This is a genomic window from Sporosarcina sp. HYO08, from assembly GCF_001563475.1.
Lineage (GTDB): Bacteria > Bacillota > Bacilli > Bacillales_A > Planococcaceae > Sporosarcina.
The window spans coordinates 44519-70539 of sequence record NZ_LPUT01000027.1 but is presented as its reverse complement, the minus strand read 5'-3'; the positions used below and the strand labels follow the sequence as shown (position 1 = coordinate 70539).

Below are 26021 nucleotides of genomic sequence, written 5' to 3'. Positions count from 1 at the left end.
TTTATGAATGAATAGATACTTTTGCGCTAATATCTAGCGCTTGATAAGAATGCGTTAAAAATCCAAGCGAAATATAGTGCACGCCTGTGTCGCGATAGGCTGCCAAATCTCCCATCGTAATGCCACCTGATGCTTCGGTAATAATATGACTCGGCACGTATTGGATGAAATCTCTAATTTCTTCAGGTGTCCGGTTATCAAACATAATGACATCGGAACCAGCCTCAACCGCCTCGATGACTTGTTCTTTCGACTCCGTTTCCACTTCAATTTTCACCATATGACCAACTTGCTTCCGAGCGATTTCAACTGCTTTTTGAATGGAGCCAGCAAACGCAATATGATTGTCTTTAATCATAATGCCATCATACAAACCAAAACGATGGTTATAACCGCCCCCACAGCGAACGGCATATTTCTCAAGCATCCTAAGGCCTGGTGTCGTTTTTCTCGTATCACAAATTCTTGTAAAGGCGCAATTCAATGTCTCAACGGCTTCCCTTGTTAACGTAGCAATCCCACTCATACGTTGAATGACATTGAGGACAACACGTTCACCAGTTAAAAGTGTGGAAACCTCTCCAGAAATGATCGCTAATGTTTGACCTTTTTGAATGGAATCTCCATCTTTGACACAAACACGAACGTCCGTTTTATCGTTTAACAGTTGAAAGCCAACCTGAACGACATCCTCCCCGCAAAAAATGCCATCCTCTTTAGCGATTAACGTAACTTCCCCTTTTGCATCATTTGGGAAAATGAAGTCTGTCGTGACATCTTGTTCCCCAATATCTTCCAGGAAAAATTGCTCAAGTAACGAGCGAAGCTTTAACTTGTTCATCATAGATCGCCCTTTCCCCTTTGTATGTCTGAATGATCGTTCTCTTGCCCCACGTATCATCGTCTTCATATGGAAAATCGCTTCGATAATGGCCGCCGCGACTTTCCGTTCGATAGAATGCTGCCTCTGTAATGAGGGCTGCATTGATCCATAAAAAAATAGACGTCAACTCTTCGTTGGAATAATGATCTAATGTTGTAAAATCATGAATGCTAACTTGTTCCAGCCACTTTTTTTGCTGGGCTAATTGTTCTTTCATCCGGACGATTCCAACTCGCTTCATCATGAGCTTTCTTAAGAGATGAACGTCTGGAAGATTTGCTTTTTTCGATTGAACAGATGGAGTAGGAGTAGAAATCGGCATGCTGGAATGCACAGTTCTCACCGGCTGCTCATTGATCCAGTGCGCGAGCTTTTCTCCTTGATATAACCCTTCCAAAAGGGAGTTGCTTGCCAACCGGTTCGCTCCATGAAAACCTGTACAAGATGCTTCTCCAATGGCAAATAATCCTTTGAGTGAAGTCCGCCCCATTCCATCCGTTTGAATGCCCCCCATGACATAATGACTGCCGGGTGCTACCGGAATTCTGTTTTTTGAAAGATCGATGCCGTGATCCCGACACATTGCTGTAATCGTCGGAAATCTTTTTTCAAATTCTTGAACGCATCCAATGTCCAAATAGACGTCTTTTCCACTTTCCATCACATCGAAAATCGTCTGTGCGACAATATGCCTTGGGGCAAGATCCTTTAATAGATGAACTCCTTCCATGATTGGCGTGCCATCCTCTGTAACTAAAACTGCCCCTTCTCCCCGTACTGCTTCAGATATTAACCCTTTTGTTTGTCCGTTTTTTATCAATAACGTCGGGTGAAATTGAATGAATTCCATATCAACGATTTCAACACCCGCTAAATAAGCCATTGCGATCCCATCCCCCGTGATCGTTTCGGCACTGGACGTATACGCATACACTTGTCCGCAGCCGCCCGTCGCTAAAATGACGTAGTTTGCGTACAGGTGGCGTATCTTTCCGTCTGGATTTTTAGCTTTTACTCCTACACACCGATTCTCCCCAGGATCGATGATTAATTCATATGCGATAACATTTTCTTCCACGGTAATATTGTCAGAGCATTTACTGAGTAAATAGTCGACGACATTTTTCCCCGTGGCATCACCGCCGCTATGCACAATTCTTTTTTCACAATGAGCCCCTTCAAGTCCTAGCAGTAAATTTCCATTTCGGTCTTGATCAAAAATTTCACTTCTATTTGAAAAATCACGGATTAAAGTTGGCGCCTTGTTCAATATTTCACAAACGACTTCATTATTATTATGAAATCGACCGGCTTCCAAAGTGTCAACAATATGTTTTGAAGGATCATCTTCTATTCCAACGGCAGCAGCAATGCCACCTTGTGCCAGATAAGAATTCGTATGGGTGCAATGTGATTTCGTTAACATGCGGACTGTTTGACCATGATGCAGCAATGTGGCAAGTTGTAAAGCCGCGACGCCACTTCCAATGATTAAAACGTCATTTACTTCCATAATGGATCCCCTCAATATACATGTGTCTTGACATCTATATTTACATATTAGTGGTGGAAAAACAAGGTCTTTCTAAATTATTGGTCTGTTTCAATATTTTCCAGTGACAGGCATTAAAAAAAAGACGAGGCGTTTCCCCCGTCTTTCCATGACAATCCCTCACCGAGACCAATCATATTTAAACAAACAGATCGTTAAAAAGGATCGATCGTTAGCTGCTAATCTTTTCGCTAACAATCGATCCTTACAAAGTCAAAATTATTTGTAAGTCATTTCTCTTTTATTTAATCCCAGTTTCTACTCCGTCCAGGTGGAGATTTCTTCTAAAAGGTCTGGATTTTCGGCTAGCTTTATGCCGTAAGATGGAATCATTTTTTGACCTTCGGTTCCCATTCTTTCAAATGTTCCAGGAAGCATTTTGCAAATAACTCCAACATTACGTGAACGGTTACTTGATAAATGCTTCTTTTTGTACTGTGATGCCTAGTTCTTGCTTTCTTATAAAATGGACAAGCACATAAACGATTGGTGTCGTCGTAATTCCCCTTATCGATTATCGATCTTTTCAGGATTAAGATCATGATTCATCAAACGGAAATGTGCCATCTCTTCATACTTCGTCCCCGGCTTTCCATAGTTGCACCATGGATCGATCGAAAGACCACCACGCGGCGTGAATTTACCCCACACTTCAATATATCTTGGATCAAGTAGCTCGATTAAATCATTCATAATAATATTGACGCAGTCCTCATGGAAATCTCCATGATTTCTAAAGCTGAAAAGATATAGCTTTAGTGATTTACTCTCTACCAGTTTCTGATCGGGAATATACGAAATATACATCGTTGCAAAATCGGGTTGATTCGTAAGTGGACACAAACTTGTGAACTCCGGGCAATTAAACTTCACAAAATAATCCCGATTCACATGCAGATTGTCTACTGATTCTAATACTTCTGGTGCATACTTAAAAGTGTATTGGGTATTTTGATTGCCCAATAATGTTAAATCCTTTAATCCTTCTTCGTGGCTTCTGCCAGACATGTAAAAACCCTCCTGTACAATGGATCCCATCGCTTTTACAAGAGGGTTCATGCTGCCAATCTATCTTATAACTAAAGGAATCAACCTATAAAAAAGCTACGTCCGCATATGGACATGGCGAATTGTCATGAATCCATAGTTTTTTATAGAGGGTATCAGCTATGAACCTCTCCCGTTCAAGGACGGGGATTACTTCATCACAATGATAGTCAATAGTTGGCGAATCGTCAACGAAAAGAATGGACAAAATTATGGCTTTTATAAACGTGTTAATTTTATAATAATAATGATGAACTCCGAAGTATAAAAGGATGTGTGATATTCATGACACATAGAAAAGTAACAACGAAGCAAGTCATTGTATATCTACTCGGTTTGTTTTTCTTATCACTTGGCGTTAGTTTTTCAATTGAAGCAGGGCTTGGCGTATCGCCTGTTTCTTCCCTCGCATATGCGTTCACGTTAACGTCTGGATTATCAATTGGGATCACAACCGTCATTGCAAATGTCTTATTTATTATTTGTCAGGCTGTTTTAAGGAAACGGATCGATCTCAAAAACTTTGCACTTCAATTAATCATTACCTTTTTCTTTGGATTTTTTATGGATGCTACGTTATTCATCGTCCAACTTCTCCCAACGCCTGAAACAATGATTCTCCGCTGGATCTATTTAATCATTAGCTTATTCGTCGTGTCGTTTGGGTTGCTCAACTACTTCACAGCAAAACTGCCGTTAATGCCTTATGATACGTTAACATTTGTCGTCAGTGAACGATTTAAACTAGAATTTAGCAAAGCAAAAATTAGCAGTGATTTGATAAATGTTTTGGTAGCTGCTGTTACTTGTTTAATTTTCATTCAATCATTTGGATCGATCGGCGTCGGAACAATCGTTGCTGCCTATTTCATCGGAAAAGTTTTAGGATGGATGATGGCACATTTCCAGCAGCCTCTTCAGCAATGGGTACACAAAGATGGAAATCTGGCGAATTGAAGAAAAAACAAACTCAAAAATAATCAGTAGAAGAGCTGAATATTTTTGAGTTTGTTGTAACGACGTTCCACGTGTAACATTAGCATGGGTCCTTATGACATAATGACTTGTAGAAATTCGCCCCGTTTCGTATAGCCTCTGTCGCTTCCGGCAACATACAGGAATAATGCAAGAACGCATGGATCATTCCTTTAAATTCTTCTAACACTGCTTTTTGTTCATAATGCGTTAACATCTCATATAACAATCTACTGTCGTCTCGAAGCGGATCGACCTCTCCGCAAGCAATATAACAAGGAGGGATCCCTTCCGTTAAATCATTTGAAACACAATCAAAATAACGTAAATCTCCGTTTTCGCCTCCGATATACATTTTTAAATAAGCATTTAAATCTTCGCGTCTCAACCCGTCATAATCCCCGCCTAGTAAACGGAACGACGTGGAATCAGTAAGCCCATACGTTCCATAATACAGAAGCAAAGCACGTATAGAAGAAATATCCTTCTGTTGATCCCTCAAATATAGAACTGTCGCTAAAGATAAGTTCGCTCCCGCTGAATCTCCTGCAAGGGCAATATCATTTGGATCAATCTCATATTGTTCCGCACGACTCCGTAGCCATTCCACTAAAAATGCACATTCTTCTACTTGTACAGGATATTGATACTCGGGCGCTAAATGATAGTCAATACCAATGACAACTGATTCTGCTTCTTCCATCAAAAGACGCATCACCTTACTATGCGTGTCGAGATTCCCAACCGTAAACCCGCCGCCATGAATAAAAACAATGGCACCTTTTCCCGTTCTTTTTTTCGGGTAATGGATCCGGGTCGCAAATGTTCCGTGAGGCCCTTCTACTTCTACATTAACAGTTCGTTGCGGCTCTGGACCGCCTGCATTCCAATACTTTCTTTCCTTTGTGTAGTTGTCACGCATTTCTTCATACGTTACGTCTGTCGAAAAAGCATCGCCCACAAGCTCAGCTTGCTTTTTTAACACTTCACGCATTTTAGGGGTCATCATTTTGTAAGCATCTAATTTGTTCATTTTGATTCACCATCCGTGTTTACAACTTGGGTTATTCATTCCCATACTTCTTTCAATGTAGCCCGAAATAATTCATCCAGCCTTGGGGTCGGATTCTCATTTTTGACCCTGATTGTTTGAATGTAAGCTTCAATAGACATGATTTCATGGTCTAAGTAATCGTTAATGACTTGAATTTTGTGCTGATAATCTAATTCATCTCCAGCCATCTTCCGCTCCAACAAAGTCTTCATACGATTCTTTAACAGTCCATCGGGTACGATCTCCGTCAACAATTCCTGAAAATCAATTGGCGGTGCTGTGTTGCTCCTCTCAATCCATTTACAAGAAAATACCGCCCGAAGTGCATACAAATAACGCTTCATTTTCACTTCTGATCCTTGCAGTTCTCCAAAATTGTTTTTCGCCATATTTAAATAATGGTGCAAACTCGCTTTGGAATCAAAGACTTCAGATTCTAACCCGCGCAATTGATCGATCAATGTGGACGTTTGGTAATACAATATCGGGCTCCCCATCCATTCCAATAAAGAAGGATTGCTCTTTCTAAAAAGCCGCAAAGCCTTCGTGATTTCCCAACCACTTATGTCCAATAAGTCGTTGATCGGCAATTCAATGACATCTTTCTTTGTGCCCACCCCTTGTGGATCAATCGAAAGATACCATTCCGGTCGATGAATGTATATAAACCGGACATCAAAATCACTATCTTTTGACGGGAAACCCCATGCCCGACTGCCAGATTCTACAGCATACAAGATCTTCACTTGGAAATTTTCTTCTATTTCTTTTAATTGATCTTTGATGAGATCGTTCATTTTACATCATTCCTTGTCTTATCTGTGTATATCACTTATTCCTAATAGGATTAACTTCTGACTAGAATTTATGATTAGGTACAACTTTTCGACAAAATACGCTATCGTCTTGCCTTTAGCAGCAGGTGTTCATACGATAGAACAGGACTTTATAGAAGTTTAATATAATTGAAATGGAGAAAGATGAACAATTGGGTGAAAGAAAATTTGATCGAATGTTGCAAATCCGTACAGTGGGTCTAAGAGAATGGCGTCAGCAAACCGATAATTATAATAGGTATGAAGCGACACCTTACGCTGCACTTGAAAAGTTATTTCGTTCCTATACAGTAAAACCGACTGATCGTGTCGTAGATTTTGGCAGCGGAAGAGGCAGAGTGTCCTTTTATATTCATCACCATTTTAACGTGCCTGTAACAGGTGTAGAAATGAATGATAAAACTTACGAGGAAGCGCTGTATAACAAAGCTGTATACAGACAGAAAAACAAACATCTTCATGCACCGATCCGATTTGAATTCGGTCTCGCTGAACAATATCAGGTGGAGCCAGAAGACAATACCTTTTACTTTTTCAATCCTTTTTCGGTAACGATATTCAAACAAGTGGTCCGCAACATTTTGCGTTCTGTCGAACAAGAAAAGCGAACTGTGGATATGATCCTCTATTACCCGCTCCCCGAGTTTAAAAAATTCCTCAAGAAAGAAACCCCCTTCAAGCTGATCAATAAAATAAAAGCGCATAGCGATCACGGTAAGTACGGTAAGTTTTTGATTTACCGACTCGCTTAATGTAAAGAGGATTCCAAAATGAAAAGCCAGGCACCTTTAGACACTAAACAATGTGTCATGGCGCCTGGCACTTTCTTGACAATCTCTCAAACGCCCTTTTTAATCCAATAATTCTTCGGAAAGAAGCGTAAATCCTTCAATCATTGTGTCTTCTTCTACCTCAATCAAAATACAGCGTTTGCCATCGACCGTAACTTGCCGCACATATCTTAAATCCTGTGGGCTGATTGCGATATTCGCGACTTTTGTCTCGATTTTGATGGATTTGGATGTGTAGCTTGGGACGACATGACTTGCTTTCATTTCGTACGTTTGATCATCGATGACTTTCCGAAATGCCATTTCCACTTTTTCCGTGCTCACATTTTCCACACCGCTTGCCTTTAGGACACGCTCCACTTCTTTCGTATCCAAAGTAGGCAGGCTTTCCTCTTCTCCGTCTCCCTCGTCTTCGACAATCAACATACTGTTGATTTCATCATAAACACTGGCAAGGGTTTTTGTATTTACTTCATCCCCCACCAAATCTTTTACAATTTCCTCAAAGACCGCTTTATCATCCGCGGCCGTCATAATGTCTTCCCCATTTAACACTTGCTCGATAAAATGAACATTCGGCTTATTCGCTTTACCAGCGGCGTACAGGACATGATTAACGTCTGCCCCATTGTCTGTAAAACATGGGAATAAAAACCCACCGATAGGAGAAGTAAGGTTAATAATTGGATCGAGCATCGTACTGGATTTAAATTCTTTTTTGTTGAAATCAAATACAAGTGACTGTTTCGGCAGCTCTGTCTGGTTCATGCTGCAGAGAATGAAAGGATTTTTATACACTTCATCCCGCTCCGCCGCTTCTTCCTCTTCAGAATGCCGTTTCGTCGGTTTAAAATAGTTCCCCCGAATGAAAGTGACGACTAAATCCTTTTCATATTGAGTATCTTCCACCATCTTCTCGGCGATGCGCTGCATGTCTGCCTTCCATTCCTCTACGTCTGTCGTATGGAGTCCCTCGTACAAATGCGTCTGCGTATGATCCGGCTGCTCCTCCTCTTGACGTTTGAACTTCACTTCAAATAGCTTAATCCCTAATTTTCCACCTAACACTTTTTTAAAGTTGTTTAAAAACAACTCCTGTTGCTCCCGATCCAACAGCGCAAACGGCTGGCTCTCTTCATGATAGATGTCGCTGCTTTCCTGCTTAATATACACTTTATAAATATCCGTGATCGTCAGTAAATCCGTGTCTAACTTAAATTGTTTGCGAATCGCCGCAATGTCTTTCTTGTTCATGTCTCATTTCAACTCCCTGCTTCATCCGTTTTATCGAATATAAAATTCCATTATATACGAAAAAAGAATGAGATGATCCTAGAAGTGCCTAGCCCCTTATTTTACAACTCAAATGAAGTTCCCCTAAAATGAAGAGAAAGTCCAAGAAATGAGGGATTCACATGATGTGCGGATCTAAATGCTTCCTCGTAGAAATGAAACTAAATGGGGAAAAAGAAATAAAGCAAGTCACCGCGAGAAACCCCGTCGGTGCAAGGAAGTTGATCAGGGGGGAATATGGGGCTAACGTGGAGATTCTGTCGGTGAAAGAGGAAAAGAGACATGTTTAACCTGAAATAGTCTGCAATTGCTCACCCGTCCAAAAGTACAGTGATCAATTTTGGATGAATATAATGATCTGTTCCTAATTGGCCATCCTATAAAGTATCATACACTTTATAGGATGGCCTCCTGGTATTTCCATTATATATTCTGTTTAGATTATTATAATACTTTCGACAACTACAAAACTCATTGCATAATTCCTGTATATATATTACAATCAACTGCATAAAAATTCGTCCTGTTTAACATTTTGTAAAACACAAGGGAGTTTATGACATGAAAAAGAACAAAATAGAAGATCAAAACTTACACAAAGTAAATAAAGGTTTCGATATTAACGCTTTTGTCTTACTTTTCTTCGTCATCGTCATTTCCATGATTTTGACATATATTTTGCCGGCAGGCGAATATGAACGACTTGAAAAAGATGGAAGGACAGTTGTTGTTCCCGGCTCATTTGAGCTAGTCGAACAATCGCCAGTCGGATTCTTCCACATCTTCACAAGCATTCACGGTGGTATGACCAATGGTGCCGGTATTATTTTCTTTGTTTTAATTGTTGGTGGTGCTTTTGGTATTTTAAAAGCAACCGGTGCATTAGATGCCTTGGTTGTAAATATAACGAAAAAAGTTGCAAATAAAGAATTATTGCTCATCCCTGTCGTCATGCTATTTTTTGCGATAGCCGGTACATTGATGGGGCTTGCGGAAGAAACCATTGTATACATTGCCATTATTACTCCATTGGCGATTGCTCTAGGGTTGGATGCAATGGTCGGGTATGCCATTGTTTCACTTGGCGCAACGATTGGTTTTATGAGCGCTGTCTTGAACCCTTTTAATGTCGGCGTCGCACAAAGTATTGCAGAATTACCTACATTCTCTGGCATGGGTCTCAGAATTATCCTATTCGCTGTCCTGTACATTGCCGGTGTCCTTTACGTTTACCGCTATGCCAAAAAAATTAAAGCGAATCCTGAACTGAGGTATTTAGGGAATTATCGGGAAGGAACGCAAGTTGAATTGGATGCAAACACAAAGTTAACTACTCGTCATAAATGGGTATTAATCACTTTTTTATTCAACTTTGTCGTTCTAATCATTGGTGTCGTTAAATTTGGGTGGTATATTACCGAAATCGCAGCCTTATTCCTATTATTTGGTGTTCTGATTGGGATTGTTGGCAAGCTAGGGCCAAACAAAATAGCAGATAGCTTCATTGACGGGACCAAGGATGTCATAAGCGGTGCATTAATCATTGGTTTTGCACAGGCCATTCTTATCGTGTTTCAAGATGGAAAACTAATCGATTCCATTCTATATTTCGCTTCCACTCTTTTAAGTGAGTTTTCGCCAATGTTAACCGCTATTGGCATGTTTTTCTTACAACTTGTTCTTAACTTTCTGGTACCATCAGGAAGTGGGCAAGCAGCGCTTACAATGCCAATTATGGCACCATTGGCCGACCTTGTTGGTGTGACAAGACAGACTGCGGTACTCGCATTTCAACTTGGGGACGGCGTGTCGAATTCAATTTTCCCTACGTCAGGTGTATTACTTGCAGGACTTGCCGTTGCAGGTATTCCTTTTACAAAGTGGATCAAATGGATACTGCCCTTTATAGTTATTCAAATTACGATCTGTGTTGTGTTCCTCATTATTGCACAGGTCATTCAATACGGCCCATTCTAAAAAACTTTTGGAGGCTTTACGATGTTTCAAACAAAACTTATAGATACAGATTTAATCAACTGGACCATTGAGCAGCGCAGGCATTTTCATATGCACCCTGAACTGTCCGGGCAAGAGTATGAAACAGCTGCATATGTAAAAGCACAATTAGTGGAATTCGGCATCCCGGTAGATCAGAAGTTTTCTGCTCCAAACGTCATCGCTTATTTTAAAGGCACTGAAGGAAATAAAACGATTGCACTTCGAGCAGATATGGATGCCCTTCCTCTTCATGAAGAAGGGGACACGCCTTATATTTCAACAGTTCCCGGTGTCATGCATGGCTGTGGTCACGATGGGCATACGGCGACTCTACTGGCAGTAGCCAAATGGATGAGCATGAATCCGCAAGCAGTAAAAAACAATATTGTCTTCATTTTCCAAAGTTCTGAAGAAGCATCGCCTAGCGGGGCTCAACAGCTTGTCAAAGAAGGCATTTTGGATGGTGTGGATGCCATTTATGGCATCCATTATATGTCCGATGTTCCACTCGGTAAAATTGGTTTTGCAACAGGCTATGCGATGGCTTCAAGTGATGATTTTGATATTACGATTGAGGGCAAGGGCGGTCACGGAGGGTACCCGCATGATTCCGTTGACCCCATCTATATCGCAACTCACCTGATCCAAGCATTCCAATCGATTGTCAGCAGAAACTTAAATCCTTTGCACGCGGGTGTCATTTCTTTTGGCGGCATGCAAGCTGGCAATTCTTATAATGTCATTCCACACAAAGTAACGTTGAATGGAACGATTCGGGCATTGACGTTCGAAGGCGCTCAATTAATGAATGAGAAGACAGCACAGCTAACCGAGTCAATCTGTGCAAGCTTTGGTGCGAAAGGACATTATCAGCCAATCGAAGGCACTCCGCCGCTATACAATCATCCTGAAGCATGCGATTTTGCAAAAGAGATCATCCAACAGACTTTCGGCGACGATGTATTTATGCCGTTAGCGCCTGTAATGGGTGCAGAAGATTATGCATTTTACTTAAAAGAAAAAACAGGTGTATTTATTAACGTTGGTATGCAAAGTGAAATCAGCGCGTTCCCTCATCATCATCCAAAGTTCGATCTAGACGAGAAAGCGATCCCTGCGGGCATTGAACTCATGCTTCAATTGGCCTTGAATGCTTGAATAAAGTAAAAGAAGGAGAACGCTTCCTATCGGGCGTTCTCCTTCTTTTACTTTTTCTACTGATCTTCTTTCAACCTGTCACGGACTTCGTTCAATTGCTGCTTCATCAAGTCCAATTGTTCTTTGTGTTGCGGAACTCCATCCATATGCTCATCATACTGTTCTGCATTGTTGTAGGCGTTTTCCGCACGTGCTATTGAATTGAACGCATGCTCAATTGCGATCTCTTCTGGATGTGACATCGCTTGCTTCACTGCACGTTCTGCCTTTTGGACAGAATTACTAAAATGAGCGCTTGGATGATCCTGCTTCCAACTGGGTGTGCCTGAGTCCTTAGTCATTTATATTTCTTCCCTTCCTCCAATAAGATACGTTACAGCGAACTTAGTATTGTAAAATATCCAGAAAATATTCGCGCGCACGTTTGGCGAAGACGATTACAGACACTTCTGCATCAGAAGGCATATTTCTACCATTTGACTGAAGTTTTAAATAAAATGAAAGTAGTATAAGCAAAGGGGGAAGATTTTTGATGACTCGATTAGAAAACAGGAAAGAAATCCTTATCGATTTTGAGGAAAAAATGACTCTTGCCAATGCTGCCACGTATTTTGAAACGATCGCCAAAAAATTGAAAGAAGAAGGTTCCTTTACATTGACGGTAAATGGACAACCGGTCGAAGTGAAACCTTCTTCAAACGTTGAATTGGAAATCAAGCTGGAAAAACGCAGGGATCAACACAAATTTGAAATGGAACTAGAATGGCGCGAAGGGGACGAAGGTTCAACACTAGCTTTTGAATGAGAACATCGCGAACGAGGAGCAAGTATTACTGTTCTCCTCGTTTTTCTTTTTGATGTCATTGCGTTTAAAGCTCATTTCGAAGAGGACGCATCCAATATTTCACCTATACATGATATAATAGTGTGATGGTATTTTGGCACCAAGGAGGCATCATGATGAAATTTAATAAAGGCATTTTATTTGTATTAATAGGTGCTGGATGTTTTGGTTTTACACCGATCTTTGCGAAATTAGGGTTTGGCTACGGCTACTCACTTGGCCAAATTAATATCGTTCAAATGATCTTTTCGTCATTTTTTTTATGGTCCTTAACGCTCATAAAACGATCGAGCTTTAAAGGGCTGAACGCAAGGAATATCCCGCTCATTATGATCACCGGATGTTTTGTCGGACTCACAAGTATTTTTTATTATGGTGCGATGCAATATTTGCCGGCTTCACTCGCAATTATCTTAATGTTCCAATTCGTTTGGATCGGCATTCTGTTAGAATGGATTTTCAGTAAAATAAAACCTGCCCCTGTAACCATCGCATCCATTGGCTTAATTTTAGTCGGGGTCTTTTTTGCTGCTAATTTAAATGGCAATATACAAGGATTGCCTGTAAAAGGGTTCCTTTTTGGTATTTTATCCGCATTTACGTATGCCGGATTTATTTTTTTCAGCGGGAAGGTTGCCGTACATGTCGATCCATTGACGCGGACTTCTATCATGGCGACTGGGTCAATGATATTAATCCTGATCGTATTCATGCGCGACATTCCAACTGTACTGCCACTTGAGGCTAACTTATTAACGACTGCCGTTGGGGTTTCACTCTTTGGAGCAGTCCTTCCTCCACTATTTTTTGCAGTGGGCGCACCATTGGTTTCAGGCGGACTTGCCAATATCTTAACGTCCGTTGAACTACCAGTCGCAATCCTATCAGCCAGCATTATTTTGTCAGAAGCGATCACACCGCTCCAATGGCTCGGTACAGCGATTATCCTAGCGGCGATTGCGTTAAATGAACTTGGCAGCAGTCTTTTTAGAATGAGGAAGCCTATTCAGAGGTGACTATTCATAAAGAAAAGGAGAACGCTTTGTACTTAAGCGCTCTCCTTTTCTTTAGATCAATACAAAACTGATAACTAGATCATGTTATTGAGAAATTGAACTTTCAAAATTGATGGCATCACTTTTTTTGACAATTTCCAAAAAGTGTTTCAAAATTCTAGCTGTTAATCCCCAAATTGTATACTCCTCATATTCAAAAAACCATTCTTCTATTGAACGCGTACGCCATTGATATTGCGCACCATTTACGATCTTTTCAAATGGAAAGTCTGAGGAAGGTGCCATTTCAACGGATACCATATGCATATAAGGCTCATGATTCAATAGCCATTTGACTGGGACTGTAAATACTTCTTCCACTTCTTTTTTGTTGTAAGAATGAATCACTTGACTGTAATCAATCGTCGCCACGAATGGAAAGACGACAAATTCAGGGGAAGCAATGTATGGGCTTAATGGCCGTACAAGCTTCACCGTCTGCGGGTCAACGCCCAGTTCTTCATGTGTTTCCCGTAAAGCCGCTGCCCATGGCGTTGAATCCGTGGAGTCAATTCGACCTCCAGGAAAACTAATATCACCTGGTTGTCTTCTCATCGTAAATGCACGTACTTCGAAAAGGATATGCCATTCCCCGTCCACTTGAACTAATGGAATTAAAACGGCTGAACGAAAAGCTGTTTCTTCTCCTATGAATAACGATTGATTTTCATCTAACTGTTTTTTCAATTGATCTAGGAACACGGAAATCCCCCCACTTCGATATTTGTTTTCATTTTATCGTATCATGAATCGTTTTTATTGCAATTGCCTAAACGTTCTTGACAGTCTATTGACTTCGTCAAAGTACCAAATTGCATGTGACTTATAAATAGACCCAATATAGGGAACATTAGGATTAATATTATATTATCAAAATATATTGACCCGTCATTTCACTCATGATAAATTACTTTTAATAATTAAAATCATGACGAGAAAGAGTAAGAAAAGAATCATGTTCTTCAGAGAGTCGGCATTTGGTGGAAGCCGATGGACAGTCTTATCCGAAAATCATCTCCGAGATGCAAAGCTGAAGTTGGTAGGCTTTGCCGGATTTCCACCGTTAACATGGAACACGTATGGTTGTACGTTGACTGAGAGCCGTATGGTTTCTTTTAAGAAACTGACGGAATTATGGGTGGTAACGCGAGCGCAAACTCGTCCCTTATTTAGGGGCGAGTTTTTTTTATGCGGAAAACGGAGGGATTACTTCTCGCAATTTTAGAAATAATACAATTATCATGCAAGGGGGTAAACGATCGTGAAAAACTTAATTGTTATTTTAGGATCATTAGTTGTGGCTTTTGCCTTTAATTTCTTTCTAGTTCCTTATGGAATTTTGAGTAGTGGGATTAGTGGGATTGCAATTTTAATCGGATTAGTTACGCCATTTAATATTGGCTTGATGAATCTATTGCTGAATATTCCCTTACTCATCTTAGGCTACTATAAACTCGGGAAAACAATTACGATCAATACACTCGTTTGTGTTTTATCACTTTCTATTTTCTTATACGCATTGCCAGCGGTTCCTCTGACAGACAATATATTGCTCTCCTGTATTTTTGGAGGGATCATAGGGGGCTTTGGCATCGGTATGATTTTAAAGTCTTCTGGAACTTCCGGTGGTTTAGATATCATTGCGATTATCCTGTCACGAACGAGTAATATGAGTATTGGTCTTCTTCTCACAGGTATGAATGGCATTATTGTTCTCATTTCCGGTGCTGCCTTTAATTGGAATATCGCATTATACACACTTTTATCTATCTATTTGACCGGAAAGGTGATTGATACAATTCACACGGACCAGGTGAAAGTGACCATGCAAATTGTCACTTCAAAAGGTGAATGTATTCGAAAAGATTTATTGGACTCCATCTATCGGGGGATTACAATCATGGAAGGTTATGGCGGCTACTCACAAGAGAAAAAACAAATTGTCATGATGGTTGTCACACGCTACGAGACATCCCAGATTAAAAAAATTGTTCGCAAACATGATGAAAATGCATTTATCAATATATTTGAAACTGTTGAGGTCGACGGCTTCTTCGCAAAAAATTAGGAGGATTTTAAATGAGTAAAAAGAATGTGTTATTCTCTGGATTTACGTTGTTTTCTTTATTTTTCGGAGCGGGAAATCTGATCTTCCCGCCCTTTCTCGGGATGGAATCTGGAAATGTTTTTGTTGCTGCGATCGTCGGATTTATACTAACCGGAGTTTTCTTGCCACTATTAACAATTATTTCCGTTGCCTTATCCGATAATGGACTCTTATCAATGGGGCAACGTGTGCATCCTGTATTTGGATATGCTTTTGCCATCATTATTTATATGTCCATTGGCGCGTTTTACGGTATTCCCCGCGCGTCAAATGTTGCGTATGAATTAGGGTTTATGCAAGTGTTCAGTGTCGAAGGGAAGTTGCCTTTATTTTTGTTTTCACTTATTTTCTTTGGTTTGACTTACTTACTAAGTGTGAACCCTAAAAAAGTAATTGACTATGTGGGACAACTCCTTACCCCTGCACTACTCATTGTACTAGCCATCTTATTCGTTCGTGCTTTTTTAACCTTTACGTATACAGACGTTTCACCTGCTGAAAAATTCCAATCCACCCCTTTTATTAAAGGCTTTTTTGAAGGATTTTTCACAATGGATGCAGTGGCTGCACTCGCCTTTGGAATCGTCATTATCAATGGATTAAAAGACAAAGGAGCAACTGATCAAAAAGATTTAGTACGAGGAACTGTCTATTCTGGACTTATTGCCTCGGCGGGACTTGCGATCGTTTATGTATCACTTGGCTGGATCGGACGTGTGTTGCCACATGATCAATCACTTGAAAACGGAGCAGAAATTTTAGTGATGGCCTCTCATCAATTATTTGGTTTCGGCGGTAATGTGTTGTTTGGAACAATCGTAATCCTTGCCTGCTTAACGACTTGTGTTGGACTGATCAATGCTTGTGCGCGATTCTTTAATGAGATTTTTCCGAAGATTTCTTATAAAGGATTCACCCTCATTTTTGTAGTCGTCGGTATGATATTTTCAAACCTTGGTTTGGCACTTATTTTACAAATTGCGGTACCTTTACTCATTTTCATCTATCCCATATCGATCGTGCTCGTGGTTCTATCACTCTTCCAGCACTTCTTTGGAGAAAGAAAGAAAATGTATGTCTACGCCATTACAGTCGTCACTTTGTTTGCCTTTTATGATGTACTGAATACTTTCAATATTGGCATTGATCTGCTTAATTCCATCTTGTCCTATCTGCCTCTTTACGAACATGGATTGGGATGGACGTTACCAAGCCTTTTAGCGGCAGCGATTGGTTATGTTATGCATCGCAAATCATAAAATATACAAAGCGGGAATTTCCTTTATTGGATTTCCCGTTTTTCTTTTCTATATGAATGAAAGACCTATAAGTATTGATAGAATAACGTGAAAGGATAATGTCGTTTGTATTCTCTTTTTTTATAAGGAGGAAACTCACCATGAAATTTTCGAATCTAAATAGAGAAACTATTGTTGGAAAGTTAAAAAGGGAATTATTTGACGTGCTGATCATCGGCGGGGGAATTACCGGAGCAGGGATTGCGTTAGATACGACAATGAGAGGAATGAAAACTGCCCTTGTTGACATGCAAGATTTTGCAGCTGGGACTTCCAGTCGCTCAACGAAGCTTGTTCATGGCGGACTTCGTTATTTAAAACAATTTGAAGTGAAAATGGTTGCTGAAGTAGGGAAAGAACGGACTATTGTTTATGAAAATGGACCTCATGTCACGACACCAGAATGGATGTTACTTCCCTTTCATAAAGGCGGAACGTTTGGAAGATTTAGTACGTCAATTGGTCTAAAAGTATACGACTTTCTAGCTGGAGTGAAGAAGACAGAAAGTAGAATAATGCTAACTGCAGAGCAAACGTTGAAAAAAGAGCCGCTTCTTAAAAAAGAGTATTTAAAAGGCGGGGGGTATTACGTTGAATACCGTACCGACGACGCCCGGCTTACATTAGAAGTGATCAAGAAGGCTGTGGAAAAGGGCGCGACCGCATTAAACTATACGAAAGTGAAAGCATTACTATACAACAATGGGATCATCCACGGTGTCTTAGTAGAAGATCTTTTAACAGGCGTGGAATATGAAATTCACGCCAAAAAAATTGTGAATGCGACTGGTCCCTGGGTTGATCATATTCGTGATCTTGATCATTCCAAAAAAGGGAAAACACTTAAGCTTTCTAAAGGTGTTCATATCGTGATCGATCAATCACGTTTTCCATTACAGCAAGCCATGTATTTTGATACACCGGATGGCAGAATGGTTTTTGCGATCCCGCGGGATGGAAAAACGTATGTAGGGACAACAGATACATTTTTCGATGCGGACCCGATGAACCCAGGCATGACAGCGGAAGACAGAAGTTATATCCTTGAAGCGATTCGCTATATGTTTCCAAATGTTGATATTAGCGAAAAAGATGTTGAGTCCAGTTGGGCAGGAGTTAGACCCCTTATCCATGAAAAAGGAAAGGATCCCTCCGAAATTTCTAGGAAAGACGAAATTTGGGAATCAGAATCTGGACTCATCACGATTGCTGGTGGAAAGTTGACAGGCTATCGAAAAATGGCCGAAACAATTACGGACTTATTGGTTAAAAAGTTTTTGAAAGAAGAACAGTGCCTTTTTTCTTCATGTAAAACGAAAAATTTACCGATTTCTGGCGGGGATGTTGGGGGATCTGCTAACTTTAACAGCTTTATTAAAAGTCAGCTAAAAAAAGGAACAGAAGTGGGACTGACAGTAGATGAAGCGACCCATTTGGCTACAATATACGGCTCAAATGTTTTAACAGTATTTGATTTAATTAAGCAGCATCAACATGATCTATTGGCATCTCATTTGCCCACCGTATTATTTGCAAAACTTATTTACGCAATTGAATATGAAATGATAACGGGTCCAGTTGATTTCTTTCATCGCCGTACAGGGGATCTGTTATTTAATATCAATCTAGTAAGGGATTGGAAAAACGAGGTCTTACACTATATGGCTTATCAATTTAAATGGACTGATGAACAAACACGCTTATTTACACAACAGTTGGAAGAAGCTTTAAAAGAAACAACGACTCCATCTACTTAAGCTCAGAAAAGGCAGGCGCCATCTATACAATGGTGCCTGCCTTTTCGTTTTAAATAGCAGTTTCTGTTTCTGTTGCAATGATACTCGTTGTTTGTTGTTTATTTTCCATCGCTTTAAAAATAAAAGTTAATGCGAAACCAACTAAAGAAATCGCTAAAGCAATATAGAAAGCGTTGGTGAACATGCCGTTATTTGCTGCTGCAACACCATTCGCGATCCGTGGCCCAAAAAATGCTGCTCCTGCATAACCGGTAAAAGTGATCCCATAATTGACGCCATAAAACTTCGTCCCAAATTTCTCAACAACGATGGAAGGGAATATCCCCATCGTTCCACCAAAGCATAGTCCGATCCCGATAATCGCCACTGCAAATCCTGCAACCGAAGTCGATAAAGCAATCGTCAACATCGCCGCCGCAATGACCAAGTAGATCATCATTAAGCACTTTGTACGTCCGATTTTATCTGATACAGCGCCCCAAAAAACACGCCCCAGACAATTACTAAGCGCGTATAAGCTTACGTAGAGCGCTGCAGTTGCTGCTGATAAACCAAACATCGTTTGTCCGATGACAGAAGCATTAGCGGTTACCATCATTCCTGATAAGGCACCGATTAAAAACATACTGATAATGACATAAAATATAGGTTTTTTAATCATTTCATTCCAAGGAACATTTAGTCCGCCATGATTAGCTGCTGGCGGCGTCCACCCCTCTGGCGCATAACCAGTTGGACAAGGTTTCACGAATAGACTACTACTTAAAATGATCACTAAAAACGCAATGCCAAGCATCATCATTGTAGGCTGGACGCCATTACTTGTAATTAATGCGTTGGCAATCGGTGCAATGATAATGGCCGCACCGCCATATCCCGCTGTTACGATTCCTGTTGCTAAACCTCTTTTATCTGGGAATAGTTTCACTGAGTTACCAATCGTTACAGCATAAACCATTGCTTGTCCCATCCCGCCAAGGACACCGTACGTAATATATAACATCCATGGGGCTGTCACGAAACCGGATAAAATAAAGCCAAGTCCAAATAAAATACCCCCAATGATGATAGCGATTTTCGCACCGCCTTTATCGACTAATTTCCCACCAATAATCATCGGAATTGGGAAAAGGGCCGCGTTAATGGTAAATGCCATCATAATTTCGCCCATTGACGCATCGAGTACTGCTGTTAGTGGGAGAGCAAAAATACTGAACGCATACACTGCCCCAACGCAAAGGTTGATAAGCGTAGATGCAATTAAAATTCTCCAGCGATTGAGTCCAACGTTCATGTATTACATCCTTTCTTTTGCGCTAGCTATTAGTTTGATAAACGATTAATTATGATTGTGAAGGGTTTCACAATGCCACTCAGTAAATTATTCTGAAATGGGTTTGTGAATCGTTCAATAAACCTTAAGACAGATATTAAAAAATGTCAATAACGCAAAATGGTAAAACCAAATGCAGCAATTAGATCACATATTATACCTACAAAGATGCCTTCTATCTCAAGGCTCCCCTTTACTTAACTTGCTACCATATCTTCTCTTATTTGTTGAATCATGTACAGCCATAGTAACGGGAGCTAACCGTAATGTTAGTGTGGATATAGTGATTCGAATGGATTGCGTATAGAGAAATACGGGGAAGAAAACCAAGTTAATAGGTGGATTTACACCACCTAACCATTGTTGAAGCCTAGAATCCTGTTGCCAGCACATGCCGATAGTAAGGGCTTTATTTCATTGTGTTTTTTTCTAATTACAGTTCTATGTCCCTTTCCCAATCTCCTTATTTCCCCGCTATCGCTTGCAATGCTCTTGTTTTAGTTCCATAGCCTTTACTATAATGAAGACACTCACTCACACAATTATTATACGAAGAGACAGCTAATTAAAACTCACGCTAATTAAAACTCACTCGGTTTCTTCCATTCTTTTTTGACTGATACAAAGCCTGATCCGCTAATTGAAATAATTCTTCCTGATTAACAGACTCAAAACTACTACTTATAGTTGAAACACCAATACTGACAGTAACATACTTACTCACATTTGAATTTTCATGAGGAATTTTTAATCCTTTTACTTTCTTACAAATTCTTTCTGCTAAAGCTATCGCTTTTTCTTCGTTTGTATTCGGGAAGATGATACAAAACTCTTCTCCGCCTATTCTACACACACGATCATTTTTTCTAACACCGCTAGCAAGTGCATCGGCGACTTTAATTAAGCATTCATCCCCTTTTTTATGCCCGTATGTATCGTTATATTGTTTAAAATAGTCAATGTCTATGACTACTAAAGAAAAGGGAATGCCGTCTTGACGATATGTTTGATAAGCCTTTTTAAATTGACGATTAAAATATCGACGATTAGAAATGCCTGTTAATGAATCCGTATAAACCCTCTTTCTTAATGATTTCTTTTCCTCCTCTAACTCTATTAACTTCTGCTTATTTTTTGTGACATCTCTAGAAACACATATCATTTCATCTGATACTTTATCGACAGACAATACAAGCTTATACTTGGATTCCATCCAAATATAGTTACCATTTTTACATCTAAAACGGTAAGTGACAGTTTTAATTTCACCTATCTCATGGGGGTTATCAGTAAGAAGTTGTATCTTTTTGATATCGTCGTCATATATGAAATCAGCCGGCGATTTCCCTACCAGCTCACTAGGGGAGTACCCCAGTACAAAGGAAAAATTGGGTGAAACGTAAATATACTTTCCGTCAATAGTGTGCAATGAAATAAAATCAGTTGAGTTTTCAGCAATATGACGATAGAGCCGCTCTTTTCTTTCTAACCGAATCTCTAGCAACCTTCTGTCTGTAATATTTACATGTGACACAACGGCTCCAGTGCTTTCATTTATTGTGATCGGCGTAACTCTTAATAAAAACCAACGAAGTTCAGCAGTAGAATGACACGGATACTCATAGGTAAAACTGTCACTTGTACCTGTTAGTACTTGCACAATGCCGTCTTGAATCTCTTTAGGGCAAACGGCAAGGTAATTGCTTCCGACTCCGCTCTTATGTAAATCCCCACCATTTTCAAGTGAGAAATTTACCCAAGATTGATTAATAGCAATAATAGATCCATCCGTATCCAAGACGGCGATTTGATCTAATAACGAATCAAGAATCTCTAAATTGAAAGATTTTATCATCTCATATCCTATCCTCCATTGCTCGTAACGCTCTTTTTTTAAATCCACATTGTTCCATGGCATTTGACAGTTCTGCCCGCAGTGTTGTTACATCATGATTCACTAGCTTTTTCTCTGCCACGACTTGTTTTCCTGCGATGAATACGTCACTTACGTTACTAGCATTTGCAGAATATACTAAAGCCGAATAGGGATCAAAAATAGGAAACATATTGACTGAATCGGTTTCTACGAGGATGAAATCTGCTTGTTTCCCTACCTCGATGGAACCGATTTGCCCATCCAGACCTAATACTTTCGCTCCTTCAATGGTCGAAAGCTTTACAATCTCCTCTGCAGGAAATGCGCTACGGTCCTGCAAATGGGTTTTATGGAAATTAGCGAATAATCGCATTTGGCTGAAGAGATCTAGCGTATTCCCGCTGCTTGGCCCATCCGTTCCTAACCCCACTGTTACACCAGCAGATTGTAAATCCCGCACCCGGGCCACACCTTTGGCAGATTTCGTATTAGCACCAATACAATGGGCCACTTTTACATCATACTTTTGCAATAGCTCAATATCATGATCAGTCAAATGAATACAATGGGCTGCCACAAGCCTCGAACTTAATACGCCTATATCCTCTAAAAATTCAATGGGTGTTTGACCTCGTTCTTTCCGGAATTTTTCCATTTCAAAATCCATTTCACTCACATGCATCATCCACGGCACTTGGAACGTTTTAGATAAACGATCGGCCTGCTGCAACGCTTCAATAGTAGCGGAATACGGGGCATGCGGTGCGATCGATGCTTGAATTTTTTTATTCCCCTGCCATTTCGGCAAAAATTGTTCGGCGTATTGCAAGCCGCCCAGCGGCTCCGACACATCAACCGTGACCGAATCAATGACGGTTTCAGCTAAAAGGGCTCTGGCCCCCATTTCCTCCGCCGCTATGGCCAATTGATGTTCAAAATAATACATATCAAAGAAAGTCGTTACACCGGCAAGTTGCATTTCAGCAATGGCATATTTACCGCTCGTGTATGCAAGCTGTTCATTCATGCAGTCGTTTTCCAACGGGAATAAGAAGCGGCGTAAACGGTCCGGATAGTCATCACCTAATGAGCGAAATGGAATCATGCCAATATGCGTATGCGTGTTTACCATGCCAGGCAACAAAATCGCACCTTTCGCATCGATGCATTGATCATAGATAAGATTCTCCGGCATGGAATCCATCGACCCCACTTCAATAATGTGCTCATCAGCAACTAAATAACCATGGCGAAATTGTTCCATTCGCTCATTCATCGTTAAAATCCATGCATTTTTAATAACTATTTTCAATTTCTTTCACCTTCAATTAATGGGATCATCATTTGAGAACGTACATTCATCATCCCTTTATCGGTAATTTTAATAACAGGTGAAACAGGTAATGATAGCGTCGAGAAAGACATAATTTCATTGCGATTGCGATAGCCTAATGCAACCATTGCCTGACGAACTTCTTTTAATTGTGCACCTAGTTCTTGGATTGGCGCATCGCTAATAATGCCGCCAACTGGTAATGGACAAACGGCTTTCACCTTCCCATCCTGTGTCACTACATAGCCGCCCTTTATGTCTACTAATTGTTTTTGCGCTGCAATGATACCCTCTGCACACGTTCCCATCACCATTACATTATGATGATCATGTGCCCATGTTGTTGCAACTGCTCCTTTTTCAACCAGCGCATTCTCCACAAATCCATAGGCAATGTCACCGGTCTTTCCATACCGTTCCATGACAACAATTAACGCTAATCCGCTATTCTCCCAATCCAAACATCCATCTACAATAGCTACTTCTCGCTGGACATGTTCAGTAAATGTCCCCACTTCTGCAATTTGAATGACATTAACGATAGCCTTCTCAGATGCATTCACCTTTATCCTTAAATCCTCAGATGTTAACGTGCGACAGTGGATGGATTCGTAAAAATGTGCTGGGAAATTCGGTCTCTCTTCCGGATACTGGATCTCATTTCCTCGTTCGTGGACTAATTTCCCGTCTTTATACACAGCCGCGATGTCTACGCTTTCAACGTCATTCAGCAATGCAAAGTCAGCTTTGAAACCGGAGACAATCGCCCCACGGTCCTGGAATCCCATTCGTCTGGCAGGCGTATAGGTAGCACAGTAAAGCGCCTGTTCTGCTGGCATACCGCAAGAAATTGCTAATCGAACAAGCGCATTCAAATGCCCATCCAACAAATCGTCCGCCATCACATCATCCGTAACAAATGCCACATATTCATAAAAATTATTTTCAACGATGACACGGATATTTTCCGGCGTGATCGATTTTTTTTGAAGCTCCAAAAACATCCCGTTGGTGATCTTTTCATCAATCGATTCAGGCGTCTGATGCGTATGATCAGCCGCCAAGCCTGCATATAAAAATTTTGCCAAGTCCAATCTTGAAACACGGGGAACATGGGCCTCTAAAGGCATAAAAGGTCGTTCTTCTTGAACTGTTTTTATAATTTGCCGGATCAATGAATCTGGTTCATTAACGATTCCATTGAAATTCATCGCTTCACCTAAAGCAATCACTTTGGGGTGCTGCAAAAGCTGCTTTACTTCTTCCATGCCTATATAGCCGCCTGTCGTTTCTAGTTCTGGTGTCGTTGAAGGGACGGATGAAGGGATCGCATAGAATATATCCATGACGCTAGGTTGCGAAAAGAATGACTCCAGCCCTTCCATTCCATACACATTGGCAATCTCATGCGCATCTGCCACCACTGTTGTCACGCCGTGCGATAATGCGGCCCCGGAAAAAATTGCAGGCGACGTCATAGAGCTTTCAATATGCATATGGATATCGATCAATCCTGGAACGATATACTGATTGGTTGCATCTACAACTTCCTGAGCCTCTACGTGCTCAAATTCATCAGCCGTTATATAATAAAATTTGTCGCCGATGATCGACACGTGTTTTTTTTCAAACCTCTTGGTGAACGTATTAAACACCTGTCCATTAAGGATTGCCACATCCACTTTCATCTTTTCCCCTCCATTTTATGAAAAAGAGAAAGGCCAAGATTTATTCTTAGCCCTTCTCGTTACATCGTTGTTATTTATTTAAAATTCGGTTCCACTGATTGATCCAATTCTCAAGGTTTTCATTTACGAATTGCGAGTCCACTTTGTTTGTACGTTCAGCAATGGCACCGTACGTTTTATTCTTAGCCGTTTCTTCATCCAATACGACTTCTTTATTTGTCGGAGCCTCATTTAGAGATTTGGCCGTTTTTTCTTGTATTTCTTGGCTTATTCTCCAATCCATGTATTTATACGCCAAGTCTTTATTCTTCGAGTTTTTGTTGATGTTGATCGTGTTGAAGTTAGCGTATGTGCCTGATTCCGGAACAAGATAAGCTACATCTGGATTAGATTGCGTAATCATTGGGACAGCAAAATCACCAACAACCGCAGCAACAATTTCGCCTGATTGGAACATGTTCGCTAAATCCGAGGATTTGCTATATGTTTTCACTACGTTTGGAGATAGATCTGTGATGGCTTTAAAAGCTGCTTTCCCATTATCTTGTGTAATATCGGTATTCTCATGCTGACTCGCTACATAAAGCATAGCCGGACCAAAGGTGGATGTAATATCAGGTATAGAGATCTTTCCTTTTAGGGCAGGATTCCAAAGGTCATCCCACTCCTTGATTTCCATTCCTGCCGTCTTTTTATTGTAAACAATTCCAATACTGTTCAATGTATAAGCTGGTCCCGATCCATCTGCCGATAAATCTTTTGCGCTGTCGATTAGCTTTTCCATATTAGGAACTTTTGTGCTATCAATTTTCTCAAACAATCCTTCTGATACTCCGTCTGCCGCATTTGATTGAGACAATTCGATGACATCAACTGTTGAATTCGGATTACTTTTCAATTTTGTAAAACGCTCTGAGCTCGTTCCTGTTTCTAGCACAATGTCTACATTGTATTTTTCCTCAAATGGTTTGAAGACGTCTTGTTCCATTTTGTCTTGTTCCAAGCCAAATGTAGAAATGACTAATGTTTGTGGTTTTTCCTTCGTCGTTCCTCCGCCGCCGGTACAGGCCGCTAAGATACCAGCAGTTGCCAATGTGAGACTTACTAATCCTAATCGTTTCTTCATTTTTTTCTCTCCTTTAA

The 26021-nt window shown here is 40.4% G+C and carries 22 protein-coding genes, 1 pseudogene and 1 other annotated feature; of the genes and pseudogenes, 9 read left to right on the top strand and 14 right to left on the bottom strand.

Features of this window, described 5'->3' with window-relative positions; all coding sequences use genetic code 11:
• Window position 1: 1 nt before the first annotated feature.
• From nadC to queF, 4 genes and pseudogenes are all read right to left on the bottom strand, one after another.
• Complete coding sequence (gene nadC / locus AU377_RS09600; protein ID WP_067407882.1) at window positions 2–841, bottom strand: carboxylating nicotinate-nucleotide diphosphorylase; 840 nt, start codon at window positions 839–841, stop codon at window positions 2–4.
• Window positions 810–2396, bottom strand: a complete 1587-nt coding sequence (gene nadB / locus AU377_RS09595) for an L-aspartate oxidase (protein ID WP_067407388.1) — start codon at window positions 2394–2396, stop codon at window positions 810–812. The genes nadC and nadB overlap by 32 nt, the downstream gene beginning before the upstream one ends.
• Before the next feature lie 297 nt (window positions 2397–2693).
• Window positions 2694–2842 (bottom strand): annotated as a pseudogene (locus AU377_RS15760) (malate:quinone oxidoreductase); the annotation flags it as partial.
• Window positions 2843–2942: 100 nt separating this feature from the next.
• Window positions 2943–3443, bottom strand: coding sequence for a preQ(1) synthase (queF, locus tag AU377_RS09590; RefSeq protein ID WP_067407387.1), 501 nt, complete (start codon window positions 3441–3443; stop codon window positions 2943–2945).
• 324 nt (window positions 3444–3767) lie between these two features.
• Here queF and AU377_RS09585 point away from each other — a divergent pair, with 324 nt between their 5' ends.
• Window positions 3768–4439: a YitT family protein gene (locus AU377_RS09585; protein ID WP_067407382.1), complete on the top strand. Its 672-nt coding sequence runs from the start codon at window positions 3768–3770 to the stop codon at window positions 4437–4439.
• 79 nt (window positions 4440–4518) lie between these two features.
• Here AU377_RS09585 and aes read toward each other — a convergent pair whose 3' ends face one another.
• Together aes and AU377_RS09575 are read right to left on the bottom strand one after the other, a co-directional pair.
• Entirely contained in the window at window positions 4519–5490 is a 972-nt protein-coding gene (aes, locus tag AU377_RS09580) for an acetyl esterase (RefSeq protein ID WP_253724460.1), read from the bottom strand.
• Window positions 5491–5525: 35 nt separating this feature from the next.
• Entirely contained in the window at window positions 5526–6308 is a 783-nt protein-coding gene (locus tag AU377_RS09575) for a nucleotidyltransferase domain-containing protein (protein WP_067407378.1), read from the bottom strand.
• 191 nt (window positions 6309–6499) lie between these two features.
• Here AU377_RS09575 and AU377_RS09570 point away from each other — a divergent pair, with 191 nt between their 5' ends.
• Window positions 6500–7099, top strand: a complete 600-nt coding sequence (locus tag AU377_RS09570; protein ID WP_067407376.1) for a class I SAM-dependent methyltransferase — start codon at window positions 6500–6502, stop codon at window positions 7097–7099.
• 99 nt (window positions 7100–7198) lie between these two features.
• Here AU377_RS09570 and AU377_RS09565 read toward each other — a convergent pair whose 3' ends face one another.
• Window positions 7199–8392 carry a DUF4317 domain-containing protein gene (locus AU377_RS09565; RefSeq protein ID WP_067407373.1) on the bottom strand — a complete coding sequence of 398 codons (1194 nt, stop codon included), beginning with the start codon at window positions 8390–8392 and terminating at the stop codon, window positions 7199–7201.
• A 600-nt stretch (window positions 8393–8992) separates the two neighbouring features.
• On the opposite strand from AU377_RS09565, the gene AU377_RS09560 reads away from it, so the two are divergent.
• Both AU377_RS09560 and AU377_RS09555 read left to right on the top strand, forming a co-directional pair.
• A complete protein-coding gene (locus AU377_RS09560; protein ID WP_067407369.1) occupies window positions 8993–10408 on the top strand; it encodes a YfcC family protein in 1416 nt (471 codons plus the stop codon).
• A 21-nt stretch (window positions 10409–10429) separates the two neighbouring features.
• Complete coding sequence (locus AU377_RS09555; RefSeq protein WP_067407367.1) at window positions 10430–11587, top strand: M20 family metallopeptidase; 1158 nt, start codon at window positions 10430–10432, stop codon at window positions 11585–11587.
• A gap of 56 nt (window positions 11588–11643) precedes the next feature.
• On the opposite strand, the gene AU377_RS09550 is transcribed toward AU377_RS09555, so the two are convergent.
• Window positions 11644–11928, bottom strand: a complete 285-nt coding sequence (locus tag AU377_RS09550) for a DUF2564 family protein (RefSeq protein WP_067407365.1) — start codon at window positions 11926–11928, stop codon at window positions 11644–11646.
• Between the two features lie 191 nt (window positions 11929–12119).
• Between AU377_RS09550 and AU377_RS09545 the strand changes: the two genes are divergently transcribed.
• Together AU377_RS09545 and AU377_RS09540 are read left to right on the top strand one after the other, a co-directional pair.
• Complete coding sequence (locus AU377_RS09545; protein WP_067407363.1) at window positions 12120–12392, top strand: amphi-Trp domain-containing protein; 273 nt, start codon at window positions 12120–12122, stop codon at window positions 12390–12392.
• Between the two features lie 155 nt (window positions 12393–12547).
• The gene (locus AU377_RS09540) at window positions 12548–13447 is read left to right on the top strand and encodes a DMT family transporter (RefSeq protein ID WP_067407361.1); all 900 of its coding nucleotides are present in this window, start codon (window positions 12548–12550) and stop codon (window positions 13445–13447) included.
• 84 nt (window positions 13448–13531) lie between these two features.
• On the opposite strand, the gene AU377_RS09535 is transcribed toward AU377_RS09540, so the two are convergent.
• Complete coding sequence (locus AU377_RS09535; RefSeq protein ID WP_067407360.1) at window positions 13532–14188, bottom strand: CoA pyrophosphatase; 657 nt, start codon at window positions 14186–14188, stop codon at window positions 13532–13534.
• Window positions 14189–14406: 218 nt separating this feature from the next.
• Window positions 14407–14655, top strand: a binding site (T-box leader).
• A 92-nt stretch (window positions 14656–14747) separates the two neighbouring features.
• On the opposite strand from AU377_RS09535, the gene AU377_RS09530 reads away from it, so the two are divergent.
• From AU377_RS09530 to AU377_RS09520, 3 genes are all read left to right on the top strand, one after another.
• Window positions 14748–15554 carry a YitT family protein gene (locus AU377_RS09530; RefSeq protein ID WP_067407356.1) on the top strand — a complete coding sequence of 269 codons (807 nt, stop codon included), beginning with the start codon at window positions 14748–14750 and terminating at the stop codon, window positions 15552–15554.
• 11 nt (window positions 15555–15565) lie between these two features.
• Window positions 15566–16852 (top strand): branched-chain amino acid transport system II carrier protein, encoded by a 1287-nt coding sequence (brnQ, locus tag AU377_RS09525; protein WP_067407354.1) that lies wholly within the window; start codon window positions 15566–15568, stop codon window positions 16850–16852.
• A 140-nt stretch (window positions 16853–16992) separates the two neighbouring features.
• Window positions 16993–18648: a glycerol-3-phosphate dehydrogenase/oxidase gene (locus tag AU377_RS09520; protein WP_067407352.1), complete on the top strand. Its 1656-nt coding sequence runs from the start codon at window positions 16993–16995 to the stop codon at window positions 18646–18648.
• A 49-nt stretch (window positions 18649–18697) separates the two neighbouring features.
• On the opposite strand, the gene AU377_RS09515 is transcribed toward AU377_RS09520, so the two are convergent.
• The 5 genes from AU377_RS09515 to AU377_RS09495 all read right to left on the bottom strand — a co-directional run bounded on the left by AU377_RS09515 (window position 18698) and on the right by AU377_RS09495 (window position 26004).
• The gene (locus tag AU377_RS09515; RefSeq protein WP_067407350.1) at window positions 18698–19942 is read right to left on the bottom strand and encodes an OFA family MFS transporter; all 1245 of its coding nucleotides are present in this window, start codon (window positions 19940–19942) and stop codon (window positions 18698–18700) included.
• A gap of 616 nt (window positions 19943–20558) precedes the next feature.
• Window positions 20559–21899 (bottom strand): GGDEF domain-containing protein, encoded by a 1341-nt coding sequence (locus AU377_RS09510; RefSeq protein ID WP_082731996.1) that lies wholly within the window; start codon window positions 21897–21899, stop codon window positions 20559–20561.
• Window positions 21838–23169 (bottom strand): amidohydrolase, encoded by a 1332-nt coding sequence (locus tag AU377_RS09505; RefSeq protein WP_067407348.1) that lies wholly within the window; start codon window positions 23167–23169, stop codon window positions 21838–21840. Before AU377_RS09505 ends, AU377_RS09510 begins: the two co-directional genes overlap by 62 nt.
• Window positions 23166–24878, bottom strand: a complete 1713-nt coding sequence (locus tag AU377_RS09500) for an adenine deaminase C-terminal domain-containing protein (RefSeq protein ID WP_067407347.1) — start codon at window positions 24876–24878, stop codon at window positions 23166–23168. The genes AU377_RS09505 and AU377_RS09500 overlap by 4 nt, the downstream gene beginning before the upstream one ends.
• Window positions 24879–24948: 70 nt before the next feature.
• Window positions 24949–26004 (bottom strand): ABC transporter substrate-binding protein, encoded by a 1056-nt coding sequence (locus AU377_RS09495; RefSeq protein WP_067407346.1) that lies wholly within the window; start codon window positions 26002–26004, stop codon window positions 24949–24951.
• Window positions 26005–26021 lie beyond the last annotated feature (17 nt).

Bases quoted from the DNA above. Each gene is read 5' to 3' on its own strand.
- AU377_RS09510 (WP_082731996.1), bottom strand. From the start codon at position 21,899: ATGCCATGGAACAATGTGGATTTAAAAAAAGAGCGTTACGAGCAATGG.
- AU377_RS09585 (WP_067407382.1), top strand. From the start codon at position 3,768: ATGACACATAGAAAAGTAACAACGAAGCAAGTCATTGTATATCTACTC.
- AU377_RS09565 (WP_067407373.1), bottom strand. From the start codon at position 8,392: ATGAACAAGAAAGACATTGCGGCGATTCGCAAACAATTTAAGTTAGAC.
- nadB (WP_067407388.1), bottom strand. From the start codon at position 2,396: ATGGAAGTAAATGACGTTTTAATCATTGGAAGTGGCGTCGCGGCTTTA.
- AU377_RS09540 (WP_067407361.1), top strand. From the start codon at position 12,548: ATGAAATTTAATAAAGGCATTTTATTTGTATTAATAGGTGCTGGATGT.
- nadC (WP_067407882.1), bottom strand. From the start codon at position 841: ATGAACAAGTTAAAGCTTCGCTCGTTACTTGAGCAATTTTTCCTGGAA.
- AU377_RS09575 (WP_067407378.1), bottom strand. From the start codon at position 6,308: ATGAACGATCTCATCAAAGATCAATTAAAAGAAATAGAAGAAAATTTC.
- AU377_RS09560 (WP_067407369.1), top strand. From the start codon at position 8,993: ATGAAAAAGAACAAAATAGAAGATCAAAACTTACACAAAGTAAATAAA.
- queF (WP_067407387.1), bottom strand. From the start codon at position 3,443: ATGTCTGGCAGAAGCCACGAAGAAGGATTAAAGGATTTAACATTATTG.
- AU377_RS09515 (WP_067407350.1), bottom strand. From the start codon at position 19,942: ATGAACGTTGGACTCAATCGCTGGAGAATTTTAATTGCATCTACGCTT.
- AU377_RS09545 (WP_067407363.1), top strand. From the start codon at position 12,120: ATGACTCGATTAGAAAACAGGAAAGAAATCCTTATCGATTTTGAGGAA.
- AU377_RS09500 (WP_067407347.1), bottom strand. From the start codon at position 24,878: ATGAAAGTGGATGTGGCAATCCTTAATGGACAGGTGTTTAATACGTTC.
- AU377_RS09520 (WP_067407352.1), top strand. From the start codon at position 16,993: ATGAAATTTTCGAATCTAAATAGAGAAACTATTGTTGGAAAGTTAAAA.
- AU377_RS09495 (WP_067407346.1), bottom strand. From the start codon at position 26,004: ATGAAGAAACGATTAGGATTAGTAAGTCTCACATTGGCAACTGCTGGT.
- brnQ (WP_067407354.1), top strand. From the start codon at position 15,566: ATGAGTAAAAAGAATGTGTTATTCTCTGGATTTACGTTGTTTTCTTTA.
- AU377_RS09555 (WP_067407367.1), top strand. From the start codon at position 10,430: ATGTTTCAAACAAAACTTATAGATACAGATTTAATCAACTGGACCATT.
- aes (WP_253724460.1), bottom strand. From the start codon at position 5,490: ATGAACAAATTAGATGCTTACAAAATGATGACCCCTAAAATGCGTGAA.
- AU377_RS09550 (WP_067407365.1), bottom strand. From the start codon at position 11,928: ATGACTAAGGACTCAGGCACACCCAGTTGGAAGCAGGATCATCCAAGC.